Source organism: Collimonas arenae (assembly GCF_001584165.1).
In the GTDB taxonomy this organism is placed as follows: Bacteria; Pseudomonadota; Gammaproteobacteria; order Burkholderiales; family Burkholderiaceae_D; genus Collimonas; species Collimonas arenae.
Genome location: NZ_CP013233.1, coordinates 1,583,893 through 1,600,521, shown reverse-complemented (window position 1 = coordinate 1,600,521; position 16,629 = coordinate 1,583,893). Strand labels below are relative to the sequence as shown.

Below are 16,629 nucleotides of genomic sequence, written 5' to 3'. Positions count from 1 at the left end.
GAATTACTCCTCCAACGCTTTCTGCACCCACCACGACAATGGCAACGTAAACAACAGGATCGCCGCCAGCGTGACCGCGGCGACGGGAATGCCGGCGACGTCGCCCAGCCGTCCAAACAATATCGGCGCTAGCGCCCCGCCACCGATGGTGCCGGTATAGAACAATGCAAAAGTCTGCTCGCGCTTGCCTGCCGCGGCCAGTTCCGGCACGACGCCATACAACACCGACGACGTCCCGTTCAAGGCGAGCCCCAACAGCGGCAGCATTGCCATCATTCCGACAAGCGGCAGCCACACTGCCAATACGATCAGCAGCGATGTGGCGGACTCAGTCAGCCACACCGTCTTCATCATGCCGATGCGTGCGCCCAGATAACCGCAAAACAACTTGCCGAACGCGCCGCCGATGAACAATAGCGACAGCGCCAAGCCGATGCCTGCGGTGCCGGCGCCTTTACTTTTCAGGAGGAATGGCAAGAAGGTGAGAAATCCCATCCGCACTGCGCTGTCCAAGGTACCGGTCAGCAGCAGCGCACGCAGACCGCTGACCGAGCCGGTTCCGGTGATTGTCTTGCCGGTTTCTTCCGATCCAATGCCGGTTCGGTCGGTGTCGGGATGAGCCACCACAGCAGGCCTGCTGCGGCCAGGCCGAGCAGCCCCATCAATGTCACACTGGCCCGCCAGCTCACGACAACCAGCAATAACCCACCAACCCCGGGATCAACGTCTTGCCGATGTCGCCGGCAAAGTTGTACTGTGACAGCGCCTCTTTGACGCCACCGCCTGCCTCGTAGGTGTCGGCGACGATGGAGGATGCCAGCGGGTGCTGTGTGCTGGCCCCCAAGCCACCGAGCAAAAGCGCGATCAGCAGCACCGTCAGACTGCCGGCCTGCCCGGCAACCAGGTAGGCAAGGCCTGCCAGCACCGTCCCGCCCACCAGCATGCGCTCTCGCCCCCAGCGCTTTGCCAATCTGCTTGCCAGTAGTTGAAAGCCAGCCATCATGCCGGAGTAGGATCCGCGTAACAGGCCCACCATTGCATAACTGATGGAAAATTGCGCCTGCCATATCGGCAACAGCACATAGATGACATCGGTCAGGCCGTCATGTATTGCATGGGCGCTGCAGGCGGCTATCAGGGAACGACGGCGGACAGAAGTTTCAGTGGGAGTTGAATCCTGGAAAGTCGGCGCTGTTTTCAAATCATTCATTGTGCTTGTTAGCGAAAAATCGAGATTCAAAATCGGAATTCAATGAGCTTACTGCTGCACGGACTGTATGCCGGCAGCCATCAACCCAAGCGCTCATTGACAGGTGTTCAGCACCACCGCACATACGCGGTCGACATCCTCTTCGGTCATCCTTGCATGCAGCGGCAGCGACACGGTTTCGCGGCTAATGCGTTCTGCATGAGGAAACTGTCCTTCGCGACAGCCTAACCGCGTCCTATGCTTGTGAGATGACAGGCTTCGTACGACACGCCGGTCGCAACTCCTTGCGCGCGCAATGCAGCGCGGAATTGCTGGCGTGTCTGGCCAAGCCGTTCAAATGGAATCAGCGCACAAAACATGTTCCAGCTCTGATCCGGTACGCCTTGCGGCGGCAACACTACGCCCGGAATCTTCGGAAAGCGCTCAAAATAACGCGCCGCCAGGACAGAACGTTTCGCCAAAAACTGCGGCAACTGCTGCAGTTGATGCAAGCCGATGACGGCAGACACGTCAGACATATTGAACTTACCACCGGCAACGACGACGTCTCGTGTCTCGTCCGGCAGCCGCACGATGCCGTGGAAACGCAACACCTCAACCTGTTTCGCCTCAGCCTCATCATTGACGACGATCGCGCCGCCCTCGATCGTTGTCATGTTCTTGTTGGGATGGAAGCTGAACGTTGCGATGTCGCCGAAACTGCCGACGGCCTGCCCTTTCCACTGGGAGCCCTGGACCAGCGCCGCATCCTCAATCACGCGCAAGCCATGCTTTTTCGCCAAGGCGAACAAGGCATCCATGTCGACCAACGCACCTGGAAAGTGGGTCGGCATGATTGCCTTGGTGCGTGGCGTGATTGCCGCTTCCACTTGCGCCAGATCGATATTCCGGGTCTCCAGATCGCAATCGACGAAAACCGGTTTTGCGCCGACCTTGACGATCATGTTCATCGTCGAAAAAAAACTCTGCGCGGAAGTAATGACCTCATCCCCAGCGCCGATGCCGCACAATTCAAGCGCGACTTCCATTGCGCCGGTGGCCGAGGTCAGCACACGTGTCGGCCGCCCGCCGAAGGAATCAGACAAGGCTTGTTCGAAAGCCTGCACATTGGGGCCGCTGGCAATCCAGTTGGAGCGCAACACATCCACTACTGCGGCAATGGTCGCCTCGTCGAGCTGGGGCTGCGCGAAATTGAGTAAATTGGTTTTTGTCATTGGAAGTCTTCGGAGTTGCCAGCGGCCATGCCGGAAATGTGAAGCAAATGTGAAACGCGCGTTCTATTTAAAAACGACAAAACAAACATTCTATCAGTCAATAATTTAATTACCAATTTGCAATACACTGATAATATTTAATCTGGCCCAAATAGAAGCGCCCCATTGATTCTGCCTGCCACATACAAGGCGAATCAATACGTTTTTTGACCTTATCGCCACCCCAAAAACCTTGCCTTCACATTCCATGCTGTTGACCAGTCCCGAACTCGCTCAAGCGCTCGAACACGCCGAAGCCACGCATTTGAGCCGCCAAGTCGCTACCTACGTGCAGTTGAGCGGACGCGACGAATGCCGGATAATCGCAATCGCCGGCGGTGTTGCGGCTGTCACGGATGCGGCATACGGACGCAAGCTGAATCACGTCACTGGACTCGGCATGGGTGCACAATTGAATTCCAAGGAACTGGCAGAACTGGAAAGAACCTACTCCACTCTAGGTCTGGAAACGCAGGTGGATATCTGCCCGCATGCACACAACAGCGTGCTGGCGGCCATGGCCGAGCGCAATTATCATGTCAACGCATACAGCAACACCTACGCACGCTATTTGTCTCCTGCTGACGTGTTTGCTGCGCCGCGTGACGGGATAGAGATAGTTACCGATCGGGCCATAGTCGAGCCGATATTTGTAGAGCAATCGATGGCAGGTTTCTCGGTGCAGGCGGTGAGCCGGCCGGTCATTTTGCTTGAAACGCTGGCGCGCATCGCTGTGCTGCGCACCGACACCCGGCTGTTCGCTGCCACCTACGATGGCATCGTTGCGGGTACTGCCGCAATGAGCCTGATTGAGACTGGCGCGGGCCTGGTTGCGCATTTGTATATCGCCAGCACGTTGCCGGCGCATCGCGGTAGAGGGGTACAACTTGCGCTGTTGAATGCGCGGCTGGCTGCAGCGCGCGGCGCAGGCTGCGTGCTTGCATGCGTCACCGCGAGACCGGCGAACACGAGCGCGCGGAATACAGAGCGTGCCGGTTTTGGCCTTGCCTATACTAAATCGACTTTTGTCCGCCAGCGCGACGCATGATCGCTCGGTGATTGCCCGCTCTCTATTCTAGCGAGCGCTCAGGAAGCATTGACCTCGACCGCAATACCGTCGGCCTGCACGGTAATCGCACCCGGTTCAAACAGTTTTCCGTTCAGACGCAACTGCTCGGGCTTGAAGGTGTAAATCGGATAGTCCTTCAGCACCCGCTGCGCAACGATGGCGCCGATCTCATTGAGTTGCTGTGCGTACGGTGCGGCAAGTTCGCCGAAATCGATTGCATCCACGGTCGGATTATCCAGGCGGATAGCACGTGCCTGGCTATCGTATTTCAAGGCGCTGCTCAACTTGATGGTGCCGTTCAGCGGCACCAGCGGCAGCTGGCTCTGCACACTGACACTGACAATCGTCACGACGCGATTTTCTGTCGGATTGAGCGCCAGGCGCGGATGCCTGATATCCACAGTGAACACCTCCGCGTAACGCAAGCGCGCCGGAAATTTGCTTTCTATCGCCGTCTGTAGCTGTTGCTGCGACAGCGTATATTCATTGGACCAGACGTTATAGCCACCTAAGGCAGTCGTCGCGACACCCATCGCCGCGACCGCCAACAGCATACCCATCCATTTGCGTCGTTTCATATGCATTGCTTCCTATCACTCTTGTATTCATCCAAACGCATCCAGTTATACCCCATTTCGGCCACAGTCCCTAAGTTCGACACCGACAGTGCCGGCAGCATCGCCGGAAACGTTCTAAGATCGCTGTGTATTCATGCCGTATCGAGACCGGCCAAGATACATTGCAATTAAATCAATCTCATCGCAATCCAGCTCAAGCGCAACGTATTCCAACTCAGTCAAGGAAAGAAACCGACACCATGGAAACCAAGCCAATCAAAGTCCCGAGCGTAGACCATCCAATTACCATCACAAAAAATCCCGCGCGGATAGTCGTGTCTCTCGCAGGGAAGGTCATCGCCGATACCCACGAAGCACTGACGCTCCAGGAAGCCTCTTATCCAGCCGTGCAGTATGTTCCCCGCAAAGACGTCGATATGTCACTGCTGCAGCGGACTGACCATGCCACCTACTGCCCCTACAAAGGTGACTGCACCTATTTCAGCATTCCTCTCGGCGGTAATCGCTCGGTGAATGCGGTGTGGAGTTATGAGACGCCACATGCGGCAGTTGCCGCCATCAAGGATCACCTGGCTTTCTATCCCGACCGCGTCGATGCAATCGAAGAGCGTCCAGTGGAATGAACAATGCTTGTGGACGGCTCGGCGAACTTCGGGTAAACAAGATCGACGCAACTTTGTCCAGGCATTACAATACCCGCCACCTCAACCCGTCCGCCGGCCATGCTGACTCCTGCCTCCATCCTCATCACCACCGTGCTGCTCAGCCTGGCGATGGTATTGGTGCTAGGGTCGCTACTCCGCGCAGAAATGGCGGGAGTGCGCGAATGGTTTACCTCCAACCTGGCAGTGATTGGCGGCCTGCTGTTGCTCGGACTGCGCGGCCTGGTTCCGGATTTCTTTTCGATTGTCGCTGCCAATCTCGTTCTGGCGTTATCGACGGCCTGTTACTACGCCGGTTGCGCACGCTTTCTCGGACGGCCACCGCACTGGCTGCGGCTGGCGGCCGGCATCGGCGCACTGGCCCTTGCTCTGACAATCTGGCTCTATATTGATGACAACATCCCCTTGCGCGTGTTGGCAACCACCACGTACACCGGCATCGTTTGCGTGGCTGTGGCAGTCCTGCTCCTACGCCATCGTCCATCCACACGGCGTCGCTACAACTATTGGTTCGCCGCCGCCCTGGCGCTGATTTTCGCGCTATGCCAGGTGGCGCGCGGGATTCACTTCATCATGTTGCCGCTGCCTTCCGACCCGCTGATATTCCATAGCACATGGAACATGGCGCTGCTGATCGTTGGCGCCGTGATCATGCCAGCCATGACCATGGTGGCGGTCATGATGATTCACGACGCCATGCTGGCTGCGGCCGAGGATGCCGCCAATCACGACCACATGACCGGTGCTCTTTCGCGCAAACGCCTGGAAACACTGGCGCGCGAACAGATCGCTAACGCCGTCAAAGCTGGCCGGCCGCTATCGCTGCTGATTATCGATCTTGATCACTTCAAGCACATCAACGACAACCACGGCCACGCCGGCGGCGACACCGTGCTGCGAGAGTTCGTGCGCATGACGCGCGCCAGCCTGCGCGATAGCGACGCGCTGGGCCGGATGGGCGGTGAAGAGTTCGCGGTGCTACTGCCCGACACCGATACCGCAGGCGCCCTTAGGATTGCCGAACGCCTGCGTGAACAAACCAAGATGCAGCTGGTCATCGGCGCATTTGGTGAATGCCGCTACAGCATCAGCGCTGGCGTCGCCAGCTGGCGCACCGGCGAAACCTTCGACCGCTTGAGCATGCGTGCCGACCGCGCGCTCTATACGGCGAAGAGTGCCGGCCGTAATCGGGTGCTGCCGGACGATGTGCAGGCGGTAGACCAAGCGATGCCGGCGACGGTTTGATCTTGTTGCCGACACAACCTGCACAATGGCAAAAAACAGGAGCGGCGACTGTCAAGCAGTATACTGTTGGCCTTTTATAGCAATGGCTCAGTCCGAAGGAATCCAACATGAATACGTTACCAGCCTGCCCGCAATGCGGCTCCGAATTCACTTACGAGGATGGCGGCCTCTATATCTGCCCGGAATGCGCCCATGAATGGCCGCAGCAAGCCGCCGAATCCGCGGCCGAAGGCGCCAAAGTCTATCGCGATGCGGTCGGCAATATTTTGCAGGACGGCGATACCGTGACCGTGATCAAGGATCTGAAACTGAAGGGTTCCGGCGGCGTGGTCAAGGTCGGCACCAAGGTGAAGAACATTCGCCTGGTGGACAGCGACCACGACATCGACTGCAAGATCGATGGATTCGGCGCCATGAGCCTGAAATCGGAATTCGTCAAGAAAGTCTAAGTTTGCTACATCCCGGCCGTTGCCGGGATCATGCAAAATGCATTTGATAAAAATCCGCCGCCGGGCCAGAATGCGCTGAATCCAATCCAATTCGCCGAATCCGACACCTATGCCCAGGCACAATCCAGCACTGCACCGTGTCCACAAAGCGCCGATGACGCCGACGCGTCTGCGACTCCTGATCGTTGGCGCTATATTGCTGCTGGTGGCCCTGGGCTGGGCGCTGGTGATTGTGCTCAAGCCGGCGATCCAACGCACCATCGTCATCACCACCGGCGCCGATAACGGCATCTACCGCGGCTTCGCCGACCGCTACGCGCCGCTGCTGAAGCGCGAAGGCATCACCCTCGACATCCGCAGCTCTTCCGGCTCCACCGAAAACTATCAACGATTGAATAATCCCGATAGTGAATACGAAGTCGGCTTTATTCAATCCGGCACCACCAATCCGTCCGAAACCGATCACCTACAAACCATCGCTGCCGTCTCGTATGAACCGATCTGGGTGTTCTATCGTGGCGACACCGACATCAACCGGCTGGCCCAGCTACGCGGCAAGCGGATTGCCATCGGCGTTCCTGGCAGCGGCCTGTTGACCGTCTCGCGTATATTGCTAACGCATAGCGGAGTCAACAGCGACAACACCACCCTGCTGGAAATGGACGCGAACAAAGCCTACCAAGGCCTGGAAGGCGGTCAATTGGATGCCGCGTTTTTCATCGGCCGTCCCGATGCCCCGATGCAGCAAACCCTGCTCAACAGCGACCTGAAACTGATGAACTTCGCCCAGGCCGATGCCTTGGTGCAGAAATTCCCCTCGCTGTCCAAAATCGTCTTCCCGCGCGCCTCAACCAGCATCGTCAACGATCTGCCGCAAACCGACGTCACCCTACTGGCCGCCACCGCCCTGCTGGTGTCGAAGGATACGCTGCACCCGGCCCTGGCCTACCTGCTGCTGGAAGCCGCCAACACCGTCCACGGCGGCGAAGACTACTTCACGCCGCATGGCGCATTTCCCAACCTGAAGACCGACGAATTCCCGATTTCCGACGAGAGCATGCGCTACTTCAAATCAGGCCGGCCTTTCCTGCAGCGCTACCTGCCATTCTGGCTGGCGAGCTTCATCGAAAGAAGGCTGCTGATCCTGCTACCTTTCATGGCTTTGCTGCTAGGCCTGTTGCAGGCGTTGCCGCGCATGGTGGAAGCGCGCATGAAAAAGCGGCTGGTAGTCTGGTATCGCGAGATCAAATCGCTGGAAGATGAAATCTGGGAGAACCGGCAGCCGAATGCTGCGCAAGTTGCCCAATGGCGCGACGAAATAGAAGAAATTGATGCTCACGCCAGCCAAATCCGCATTCCCCAGCGTTATTTTCAGGATGTCTACGCGCTGAAGCAGGCGATCAGGGTGGTACGGGACCGTATTTCCCACACGGCAGAAAAAGTACGCGATTAACCGCCAGACTCATTCCAGCTTCCAGACGTACTCCATCCGCACCGACGACTGCACCGGCTCGCCATCGGCCTTGGCCGGAGTGAAATGACACAGGCTCCATGCCTTTAGCGTAGCCCGGTCGAGATCCTTGAACCCGCTGCTCTTTTCAATGATCGCGTCAACCACCCTGCCGTCGACGCCGATCACCAGCCGCACATTGACCGTCCCCTCCTCCTCATTACGCAGCGATGTCCTCGGATATTCCGGCTTTTCGCAATTGCCGGCGACACGAGCGCTGGTGTGCGCCGGCCCGGCTGCTGGCTGTGCCGCTGCCGCAGGAGCCGGTTGCGCGACTGAAGTTGGTAATTCATTGCTGGCCGGCTTGACGCTGGTCACCGCGGCGATCGTATTTTCCTGAGGCTGCGGCTGTACCTTGACCTCGGGCGGTGGCACGTATGGCGGAGGCGGCGCTGCCGTTTTTGGCGGTGGCGGCGTGTATTTTGGCGGTGGTGGCGGAGGTGGCGGAGGCGGTTTGATTTCGTCGATGATACTGGTCATCACCGGCTGCTGGATCACTTCAACCACTTTGCGCGCCAGCCCGGTCAGCAATGCATACACGATCAAGACATGCATCAGTATCACTACGCTGACGCCCACCAGTTTCCTGGTCGGATTATGACCATCCGGCGTGAAATCCATGACAGGACTCCTGTTTGTTCACCTGGCTGCGGCAAACCCCGGATTGACGTCGGCATTCCAGTCGGCGGCGTCCTGTTATAGATGCGGATTGCCTGTTTCCATACTAGCAGCTTGGCGGCAACAGTAAAGGTCACTGCCTAAAAAACACAGTCGGCAAAGTGTTACTCAGGCCGTTCAACGATCCGCAAATCCGGCCCGCCGATGGCGCAGCCAGACGGCGTGGCCGCCACGCTGCCACGATTCCGCAACATGACCAGCTCTGCCAGCACCGATACCGCTATCTCGGCCGGCGAACGACTCATGATCGCCAGGCCGATCGGCGCGTGCAAGCGTGCGATCTGGTCCGGACTCAGATCCAGCTGCAGCAGCCTTTCCTTGCGTGCCTCGCTGCTTGCCATTGATCCAATCGCACCGATATAGAAAGCGTCCGTCTTCAGCGCCTCCATCAACGCCATGTCGTCGACCTTGGGATCGTGGCTGAGGGTAACGATCACGGTGCGGCGATCCGGTTTGAAGGCCAACACAGCGTCGTCCGGCATACCGTCCAGCCAAGTGACATCGTCGGCGTGCCAATTGCGGCGCTGCTCTTCGCGCGGATCGTTCAGGTAAACCGAAAAATCCAATGCCGGCGCCATCTGCGCCAGATACTCGGAAACCTGGCCGGCGCCAATGATCAGCAGGCGCCAGCGCGGGCCGAATACCTGCAGCAGTTCTTCTTCGTTGAAGCGCAAGGAAAAATCGGCATCCGTCGCTTCGATGCTGACGTGACCGCTGCGCAGGTTCAACCGTCGCTGCACCAGGCGATGATTGGCTACGGCATCGAGCAAAGGCTTCAATGCGACGGCATCGTGCAGCGGCTCTATCACCAACTCGAGCGTGCCACCACAAGGCAGGCCAAAGCGCTGCATCTGCTCGGCGCTGATACCGTAACGCACCACCTCAATTCGCTCTGGGAACGCTGCGGCAAAGCGCTGCATCAAGTCATCCTCGATACAACCGCCAGAGACCGAGCCAGTAAACCCGCCATCATCAGTAATCGCAAACAGCGATCCAAGCGGGCGCGGCGCAGAACCCCAGTTGCGCACCACCGTCACCAACGCAACCCGCTTCCCTTGTTGCAGCCAGTCGGCGGCGCTCTTTAATACTTGATAATCGACTGCATCCATGGTTCGCCCGATTCCTTTTGATTCTGCCAGTGTAATGAAAAACAGGATCAACCGCTTGCACGGCCGATCCTGTTGCGGCGACGTCCGTCTGCTGTTAATGCGCCGTCGTCAATCGCAATGCCTTGACCTGGTCCGGCGTGATGCTGGCCGGCTGGCCGCCCCAGGTAGCGCGCAGGAAGTTGGACAACTGTGCCAACTCCTTGTCGCTCAATTGCCCGGCAAAGCCCGGCATATCCTGCAGGCTTTCGGTGCCGGGGAATTTTTGTGCTTCGATCCCGTCCAGCATCGCGACGATCAGGTTATGCGGATCGGCGTTGCGCACCGTCGAATTGCCCTTCATCGCTACCGCCACATGCGGCTTGCCGTCGCCCTGGAAACCGTGGCAACCGGCGCATACCGCCGTGTACAGGCGCTTGCCGGCATCCAGTTCGGTGGTATCGGCTGTGATGGTCTTGACGGGTTCCGGTGGCAATGGCTTGTCGCCCAGCAGGTAGGTGCTGAGCGCCGCCAGATCGTCCTTGTTCAAGTACTGCGTGCTCAGATGCACCACCGGGAACATCTCACCATAGGCCGAGCCTTGCGGCGCAATGCCGGTGGCGAAGAAGGTCTGCAGATCGGCAGCATTCCAGCCCACTGCCGCCAAACCGGCCGGCGTGATATTCGGCGCGGCGACACGTCCGAGTGCAGCGCCGCCCAGCGGCTTGGACAGGTCAAGCTGACCGAACGCGCCACGCGGTGTATGACACTCGGCGCAGTGACCAAGCGCATTGCTCAGATACTGGCCGCGCTGCCAGCTGGCGGACTGCCCAACCGAGGCATCGCTCAGCGAATTCTTCAGGAACGGCACATTCCAGAACATCATGCCGAAGCGCATGTTGTACGGGAATTTCAAATCCGCTTCCTTGCTTGGCACGGCGACCGGTTTCTGCTGCATCAGGTAGGCATAGATGGCGTCGCTGTCGGCACGCGTCATCGAACGGTACGAGGTGTACGGCATCGCCGGGTACAGATGGCGGTCCGGCGTGACGCCGTCATGCAAGGCCCTGTAGAACTGGTCAGCGCTCCATTTGCCGATGCCATGCTCTTTGTCTGGCGTAATGTTGGAGCCATAGAATTTACCGAACGGCGAAGCCAGTTCGACGCCACCGGCGAACGCCGCACCGGTAGCCGAGGTATGGCAAGCAGCGCAGTCAGCAGCTTTGGTCAGGTAGCGGCCCAGGGCCAACTGGTCGGCGCTGCCCGGCTTGACTGTGCTCTGCACGGCGGTCGGGCTGGAGCCGCTATCGCAAGCGGCCAGCAAAACCGCCACCAGCACCGGAGCCGTTAGCACACGCAATGTCTGGCGAAGATATCGGACTTTGCTCATCACTTGGCATCCTTTACCAGGCCAGGCGTGGACAGCACCACTTCCTTGACTGCCTCGAAGTAGCGCACGTAGCCGGTGCAACGGCAAATGTGGTCATTGAGGCCGTCGGTGATGGCCTGGTCGACATCGGCTTTGGCGACTGGCTGGCGTTTCAGTTTTTCGACCAGCACGGTGGCGGCATTGACGAAACCCGGAGTGCAGTAACCGCACTGAAAACTATAGTGTTCCAGGAATTTCTGCTGGATCGGCGACAGCGCCACCACTTCACCTTGCTCATTGCGCTGGGCGTGGCCTTCCACGGTGCGAACTTTCTTGCCTTCGAAAAAATGGGCGCCGGTGATGCAGGAACGCACTTCTTCGCTCGTGCCGTCAGGTTTGTCCAAAATCACCACGCAGGCGCGGCAGATACCCTGGCCGCAACCCAGGCGCGAGCCGGTCAGGTCCAGGTATTCATGCAGGAAATCGATCATCATGATGCCTTCCGGCACTGGCACCGGGCCGACCGGCTTGCCGTTGATATGCATGGTGATAGGGTGGATAGTCATGCTCATGCCAGAGCCTCCTGAATATTTTGTTGAGTGACCGGCAAGTCGGTGAAACGATGGCCGATGGCGTGGGCGATGCCGTTGACGATGGCGCCGACCACCGGAATCATCACCACTTCGGCGATGCCCTTGGGCGGATCGGTTTCGGTCAATGGCGGCAGCACTTCGCCGGTCTGTGTCCAGACCGCGACATCCTTGGCGCGCGGCAGTTGATAGCGATTGAAGTTCCAGCTGCCGTTGCCCGGCCCGTCTTCGTAAAGCGGCAGGTATTCATGCAAGGCGTGACCGATACCCATCGCCAGGCCGCCTTGCAGCTGGCCGGAGACCAGTTGCGGCGAGATCTGGTTGCCGCACTCCATGATCGAGTGATGGCTCAGCAGTTCAACCTTGCCGCTGGCTTCGTGCACCGCCAGTTCGACCAGCGTGCCGACCGCACTGTAATAAGTGACTGCAGCGTTGTTGCGCTGGGTCGGCGGGATAAATACCTTCTTGCGATTCAGTACGTCATAGCCGCCAGCCGTCTTCATTGTGACCTTGCGATCCTTGGCCGCACCGTCGCCATAGCGTACCGACAATCCGTCGAGTGGAATGCGAACCACGTTGCCGAGAATGTCGAACTCGGCTTCGGTCCATTGCCAGCGATTAAAAACGTGCACCGTGGCGCCGGTCACCAGTCCCAGCTCATGCGCTTTCTTGACCAGTTGCTCGTATGGCAGTGCTTCCAGTCCAGCTGCCGACAGCTTGCCGTCGACCCAGCGCGCATCCTCGACCCGCACCACCAGCGGCGCCGCCTGGCCACCACCGATACCCTGGCTCCAGATCGACATCGCCGCTGGCCATAGGCCGTGCATGAATATCACGCGCGCCGCTTCACGCGTACTGTGCGTGAAATAGAACGCCGAATTGGTAGCGCTGGACGGCGACGAATAACCGGGTGACCAGCGCGGATTGGCCGCCAGCTTGTCCTGCTCGGCCTGGCTCATGATGTAAGGATCGCCACTGGTGACCACCGGCAGATCGCTCCAGTCAGTGACCGAAGTGCGCACTTCATGGGCCGGCTTGCCGAGCCACTTGGCGCAAGCGATCGCTTGCGAGGTCGACATGCCGGTGCCGATTTCGGCGGCGCTGTGCGACAAGTGAATTTGGCCGTCGGCGCTGATTTCAACCTTGGCGAACGAAGTCTCGGCGCCGGTGCCGAAGTCCTTCTGCACGCAGGCAAAGCCGACGCCGTAGCGATAACCAGGATGGCCGGCTTCATACTCGGTTTTCTTCTTCGCGCGGTTGATCCACAACGGATGGACCTTGGCTTTCTGCAGCACTTCGTCAACCCGGATTGCGCCCGCGGGAATCGCACCCTGGGTGTTTTTCATGCCTGAGCGCAGTGCATTCTTCAGGCGGAAATCGATAGCGTCGAGGCCAAGTTTTTGCGCCATCTCATCAATCATCATTTCGGTCGCCGCCATGCTCTGCAAGGTGCCGTAACCGCGTGCCGAACCGGCATCGATCGCACGCGTTGCGATGGCAACGGCAGCCAGGTCGTTCTTCGGGAAATAGTAAATCGATTGCGCAGCGGTGGCGCCCACCATCGCTACCGATGGCGAGAAGTTGGCGCGGCCGCCGCCGTTGGCTTCGAATTCGCCCTGGAACGATTGCAGCAAGCCGCTCTTGCGATCAACCGCGATGCGGTAATGCATCTTGAATGCGTGGCGCTTGATCGCGGTCTGGAACTGTTCGTAGCGATCATTGGCGAGGCGCACCGGACCGTCGGCATAGAGCGAGGTCAGCAAGCCGTAGAACGGGAAATTGTAGTGATCCTTGGAGCCGTAGCCGACCGTGTAGCAAGGATGCAGGAACAGTGTCTTGAGCGGGAATTTGCCCTTCTTCAGCATCTCGACGGTGCTGTCGACCACCTCGCCCGGCGACTGGGTCGGCACCACCATGTGTAAGGCCTGGTTGGCGCTGTCGTACCAACAATTGGCGTTGTCCGGCTCCAATGCTGCAGTGTCGACCGATTGCGTGTTGTAGTCGCGTTCCATCACCAGCCAATCGGCCGGTGGATGGTCGAGTTGCTCCTTGATCTGCCCGGCGTAATACATGCCTTGCTCGCCCAGCTTGCCATGGTCCTTGCCATCCGGCCAGACCGGCTGGTGCTTGCGCATCATGCTCGGGAACAACGGCGCGTCCTTCAGGCTGGAAAACACATCGTCATCAAACGGCGTGGCGCCACCAATGCGCACGAAACGGAACGTCCCCCATGGATCACGCTCCAGCGGCCCGGTCACGGGGCCGTACTGGATCACTTCATCCTTGAATTGCAACTTATCCTTGGCAAAGCGGAAACGGGCGAAATCGTTATAGATCAGGATCGCCACTGCGTGCCCCAGGTAAGCCGGGGTCTTCCCGGCCGGCAGCAGCATGTCGTCGCCGTAGAACGCCGGGAACGCCAGGCCGTCGCGCGCCAGATCGGCCGCCGTGACCACGCGGTCCGGCTTGAGTTCATCGCCCAACAGGCTGAGATCGAAGCCGAGATAATTACGGTCGGCCTTGGTGGCGCGCAGGATGAATGCGTGCGCCTGCTGATTTGGCCAGTGCGGCATGTCGCGGGCGCGGACATCCCGCGCGAACACCTTGGAGCCGGTGACTTTGGCAATGCCATCGATACGGAACTTGACCTGACCGTTGCTACTGTCCCACTGGATGGGTGTCAGGATTTTTTCTTCAAACAAGGCAGCAAAAGCCTTGCCGCCCATCGGCGCCACGTAGACCGAGACCCCGGCCACCACGCTGGCCTTCAAAAAACTGCGACGCGAAAGGTCGAGTTTCGTCATGTATTTCTCCTCAAAAACCACCGAGCATCGCAACCGCCAGTCAGCGGCGATCGTTACGGACGCTCATCGGATCCAGCAACAGCCCCTGCCGGGCAGTTGTCTGGGGGTCGGCATTGTAAAACATTAGAGAACGGGCAACATAAACACAATGACATGATGAGAATATGCAATCTGCCGACATCTGCAACCGGATTCGATGCCTATTACAGAAAAATAATGACGTTATTGCAATTTAATTTGTGTGAACGATTTCTTTATTAGTGTGTTTGACAACGACACTTTTATTATTTATTCAACAAATTCAAATCTGCCGCAGGCAAGCCGGTTCACGGAACCTGCCTTGTAGAATTCGCGCACGCAATCGGCGTGGCCATGCGATGCCATCAAAGGCGTTCGGTTTCGCCGCTTTTCGGTTGCCACTTCATCAGGCGTTTCTCGATCAGCCCGACCACCGTATCGAGCACTAAAGCAAACCCGGTCAGCACCAGGATACCGGCAAACACCGTGTTGATATCGAACACTCCCTCAGCCTGCAGGATCAGGTAGCCGACGCCGCGCGCCGAGCCCAGGTATTCGCCGACGATGACGCCGACGAACGCCAGCCCGACCGAAGTATGCAGGCTGGAAAACACCCAGGAAGTCGCCGACGGCAGATAGACAGTGCGCAACAGCTGGCGCTGGTTGGCGCCCAACATGTGGGCATTCGCCAGCACCACTGGACTGACTTCACGTACCCCTTGGTAGACATTGAAGAACACGATGAAAAACACCAGCGTCACCGCCAGCGCCACCTTGGACCAGATGCCGAGGCCGAACCACATCGCAAAAATCGGCGCCAGGATCACGCGCGGCATCGCGTTCGAGGCTTTGATGTAAGGATCGAGAATCGCCGAAGTCAATGGTGACAAGGCCAGCCACAAGCCGACGCCCAAACCTAGAATAGTGCCGATGCCGAACGCCAGCATGGTTTCCGTCAACGTCACCAGCAAGTGCGAATAAATCTCGGCAGGGAATGTCAGCGTAAGCCAGGTATGGTCGCCAAACCCGATTTCCAGCGTACCGCTGCCGACGGTGAACCATTGCCAGATCCGTTGCAGCACCTTGATCGGCTCGCCGAAGAAAAATGCTGTCTGCGGATTGCGCGTCGCCACATGCCAGATGGCGAAAAACAGCAGCAGCACCAGGGCCTGGTAGACGCGCAGGTTCTTATAATTTGGCTTGATGGCTTTCCACATGACGCTGTCTATCCCTTATTTTTCTGGTTGCCGCTAAGCGACTTTCTTTTGCTGCTGATAGCCCTTCAATACTTCATCGCGCAATACGCTCCAGATCTGCTGGTGCAGTTCGACAAAGCGCGGCTCATTGCGGATTTCGGCGACATCGCGCGGACGCGGCAAGTCGATCACGAATTCGCCGATCGGATGGGTACCGGGACCGGCCGACAGCACCACCACGCGATCCGACATGGCAATCGCCTCGTCCAGGTCATGGGTGATGAACAGCACTGCCTTGCGCTTGGCGCTCCATAAATCGAGCACTTCGTTTTCCATCAATTGCCGGGTCTGGATATCCAACGCCGAGAATGGCTCGTCCATCAGGATGATGTCGGGGTCCAGGATCAGCGTCTGCGCCAGCGCTACGCGCTTACGCATGCCGCCTGACAATTGATGCGGATAGCGGTCGCCAAAACCTTGCAGGCCAACCCGCGCCAGCCACTCCTCGCCCAGTTGGCGCGCCTGGGCTTCATCGGCTTCCCGATACTGCAAGCCGGCGATCACGTTTTGCAGCGCGCTGCGCCACGGCATCAGCGCTTCGGCCTGGAACATGTAGCCGGCACGGCGGTTGATGCCGGTCAGCGGTTCGCCAAACACCTTGACGCTGCCGGTGGATGGCTGCAGCAGTCCGGCGCCAACATTGAGCAAGGTCGATTTGCCGCAGCCGGTCGGCCCCACCACAGAAACAAACTCGCCTGGCGCGATCGACAAGGTAGTGTCGGCCACTGCGGTATAACGCTGGGAACGATCATCCTTGGAGACGAAGGTGCAACTTATATTGTCGAAAAAGAGAGCTGGAGTCATGGGCACGAGGATGATCTGATTACCGCTTGCTGCAGTCTGCAGGCATACG

General features: G+C 58.6%; 15 protein-coding genes and 1 pseudogene. 5 read left to right on the top strand and 11 right to left on the bottom strand.

Annotated elements, in window-relative coordinates:
- Nucleotides 1–3 precede the first annotated feature (3 nt).
- The 3 genes and pseudogenes from CAter10_RS24190 to CAter10_RS07590 form a co-directional block, all read right to left on the bottom strand.
- On the bottom strand, nt 4–627 hold the full coding sequence (locus tag CAter10_RS24190; protein ID WP_335340204.1) for an MFS transporter: 624 nt from the start codon (nt 625–627) through the stop codon (nt 4–6).
- Nucleotides 628–685: 58 nt separating this feature from the next.
- On the bottom strand, nt 686–1,210 hold the full coding sequence (locus CAter10_RS24185) for an MFS transporter (RefSeq protein ID WP_335340203.1): 525 nt from the start codon (nt 1,208–1,210) through the stop codon (nt 686–688).
- A gap of 93 nt (nt 1,211–1,303) precedes the next feature.
- Nucleotides 1,304–2,424 (bottom strand): annotated as a pseudogene (locus CAter10_RS07590) (DegT/DnrJ/EryC1/StrS family aminotransferase).
- 232 nt (nt 2,425–2,656) lie between these two features.
- Here CAter10_RS07590 and CAter10_RS07585 point away from each other — a divergent pair.
- Nucleotides 2,657–3,511, top strand: a complete 855-nt coding sequence (locus tag CAter10_RS07585) for a GNAT family N-acetyltransferase (RefSeq protein WP_128083011.1) — start codon at nt 2,657–2,659, stop codon at nt 3,509–3,511.
- Nucleotides 3,512–3,549: 38 nt separating this feature from the next.
- Here CAter10_RS07585 and CAter10_RS07580 read toward each other — a convergent pair whose 3' ends face one another.
- Complete coding sequence (locus CAter10_RS07580; RefSeq protein ID WP_231879220.1) at nt 3,550–4,110, bottom strand: DUF1439 domain-containing protein; 561 nt, start codon at nt 4,108–4,110, stop codon at nt 3,550–3,552.
- Nucleotides 4,111–4,349: 239 nt separating this feature from the next.
- Between CAter10_RS07580 and CAter10_RS07575 the strand changes: the two genes are divergently transcribed.
- The 4 genes from CAter10_RS07575 (at nt 4,350) to CAter10_RS07560 (ending at nt 7,919) form a co-directional block, all read left to right on the top strand.
- Complete coding sequence (locus CAter10_RS07575) at nt 4,350–4,733, top strand: DUF427 domain-containing protein (RefSeq protein ID WP_061532940.1); 384 nt, start codon at nt 4,350–4,352, stop codon at nt 4,731–4,733.
- Nucleotides 4,734–4,832: 99 nt separating this feature from the next.
- Nucleotides 4,833–6,017 carry a GGDEF domain-containing protein gene (locus tag CAter10_RS07570; RefSeq protein WP_061532939.1) on the top strand — a complete coding sequence of 395 codons (1,185 nt, stop codon included), beginning with the start codon at nt 4,833–4,835 and terminating at the stop codon, nt 6,015–6,017.
- Nucleotides 6,018–6,124: 107 nt separating this feature from the next.
- A complete protein-coding gene (locus tag CAter10_RS07565) occupies nt 6,125–6,466 on the top strand; it encodes a zinc ribbon domain-containing protein YjdM (RefSeq protein ID WP_061532938.1) in 342 nt (113 codons plus the stop codon).
- A gap of 154 nt (nt 6,467–6,620) precedes the next feature.
- Nucleotides 6,621–7,919 (top strand): TAXI family TRAP transporter solute-binding subunit, encoded by a 1,299-nt coding sequence (locus CAter10_RS07560; RefSeq protein ID WP_061535222.1) that lies wholly within the window; start codon nt 6,621–6,623, stop codon nt 7,917–7,919.
- Between the two features lie 9 nt (nt 7,920–7,928).
- Here CAter10_RS07560 and CAter10_RS07555 read toward each other — a convergent pair whose 3' ends face one another.
- From CAter10_RS07555 to CAter10_RS07525, 7 genes are all read right to left on the bottom strand, one after another.
- Nucleotides 7,929–8,597, bottom strand: coding sequence for an energy transducer TonB (locus CAter10_RS07555; RefSeq protein WP_061532937.1), 669 nt, complete (start codon nt 8,595–8,597; stop codon nt 7,929–7,931).
- Between the two features lie 161 nt (nt 8,598–8,758).
- Entirely contained in the window at nt 8,759–9,763 is a 1,005-nt protein-coding gene (locus tag CAter10_RS07550) for an XdhC family protein (protein WP_061532936.1), read from the bottom strand.
- Between the two features lie 94 nt (nt 9,764–9,857).
- The gene (locus CAter10_RS07545) at nt 9,858–11,129 is read right to left on the bottom strand and encodes a cytochrome c (protein ID WP_061532935.1); all 1,272 of its coding nucleotides are present in this window, start codon (nt 11,127–11,129) and stop codon (nt 9,858–9,860) included.
- Nucleotides 11,129–11,680, bottom strand: a complete 552-nt coding sequence (locus tag CAter10_RS07540) for a (2Fe-2S)-binding protein (protein WP_061532934.1) — start codon at nt 11,678–11,680, stop codon at nt 11,129–11,131. The genes CAter10_RS07545 and CAter10_RS07540 overlap by 1 nt, the downstream gene beginning before the upstream one ends.
- The gene (locus CAter10_RS07535) at nt 11,677–14,502 is read right to left on the bottom strand and encodes a xanthine dehydrogenase family protein molybdopterin-binding subunit (protein WP_061532933.1); all 2,826 of its coding nucleotides are present in this window, start codon (nt 14,500–14,502) and stop codon (nt 11,677–11,679) included. Before CAter10_RS07535 ends, CAter10_RS07540 begins: the two co-directional genes overlap by 4 nt.
- Before the next feature lie 383 nt (nt 14,503–14,885).
- Complete coding sequence (locus CAter10_RS07530) at nt 14,886–15,737, bottom strand: ABC transporter permease (RefSeq protein ID WP_061532932.1); 852 nt, start codon at nt 15,735–15,737, stop codon at nt 14,886–14,888.
- A gap of 33 nt (nt 15,738–15,770) precedes the next feature.
- Complete coding sequence (locus tag CAter10_RS07525) at nt 15,771–16,580, bottom strand: ABC transporter ATP-binding protein (protein WP_061532931.1); 810 nt, start codon at nt 16,578–16,580, stop codon at nt 15,771–15,773.
- Nucleotides 16,581–16,629: the final 49 nt, after the last annotated feature.

Excerpts from the sequence above, each read along its gene's own strand:
- CAter10_RS07530 (WP_061532932.1), bottom strand. The coding sequence starts at position 15,737 with ATGTGGAAAGCCATCAAGCCAAATTATAAGAACCTGCGCGTCTACCAG.
- CAter10_RS07535 (WP_061532933.1), bottom strand. The coding sequence starts at position 14,502 with ATGACGAAACTCGACCTTTCGCGTCGCAGTTTTTTGAAGGCCAGCGTG.
- CAter10_RS07570 (WP_061532939.1), top strand. The coding sequence starts at position 4,833 with ATGCTGACTCCTGCCTCCATCCTCATCACCACCGTGCTGCTCAGCCTG.
- CAter10_RS07575 (WP_061532940.1), top strand. The coding sequence starts at position 4,350 with ATGGAAACCAAGCCAATCAAAGTCCCGAGCGTAGACCATCCAATTACC.
- CAter10_RS07540 (WP_061532934.1), bottom strand. The coding sequence starts at position 11,680 with ATGAGCATGACTATCCACCCTATCACCATGCATATCAACGGCAAGCCG.
- CAter10_RS24185 (WP_335340203.1), bottom strand. The coding sequence starts at position 1,210 with ATGAATGATTTGAAAACAGCGCCGACTTTCCAGGATTCAACTCCCACT.
- CAter10_RS07550 (WP_061532936.1), bottom strand. The coding sequence starts at position 9,763 with ATGGATGCAGTCGATTATCAAGTATTAAAGAGCGCCGCCGACTGGCTG.
- CAter10_RS07555 (WP_061532937.1), bottom strand. The coding sequence starts at position 8,597 with ATGGATTTCACGCCGGATGGTCATAATCCGACCAGGAAACTGGTGGGC.
- CAter10_RS07580 (WP_231879220.1), bottom strand. The coding sequence starts at position 4,110 with ATGAAACGACGCAAATGGATGGGTATGCTGTTGGCGGTCGCGGCGATG.
- CAter10_RS07545 (WP_061532935.1), bottom strand. The coding sequence starts at position 11,129 with ATGAGCAAAGTCCGATATCTTCGCCAGACATTGCGTGTGCTAACGGCT.
- CAter10_RS07565 (WP_061532938.1), top strand. The coding sequence starts at position 6,125 with ATGAATACGTTACCAGCCTGCCCGCAATGCGGCTCCGAATTCACTTAC.
- CAter10_RS07560 (WP_061535222.1), top strand. The coding sequence starts at position 6,621 with ATGACGCCGACGCGTCTGCGACTCCTGATCGTTGGCGCTATATTGCTG.
- CAter10_RS07525 (WP_061532931.1), bottom strand. The coding sequence starts at position 16,580 with ATGACTCCAGCTCTCTTTTTCGACAATATAAGTTGCACCTTCGTCTCC.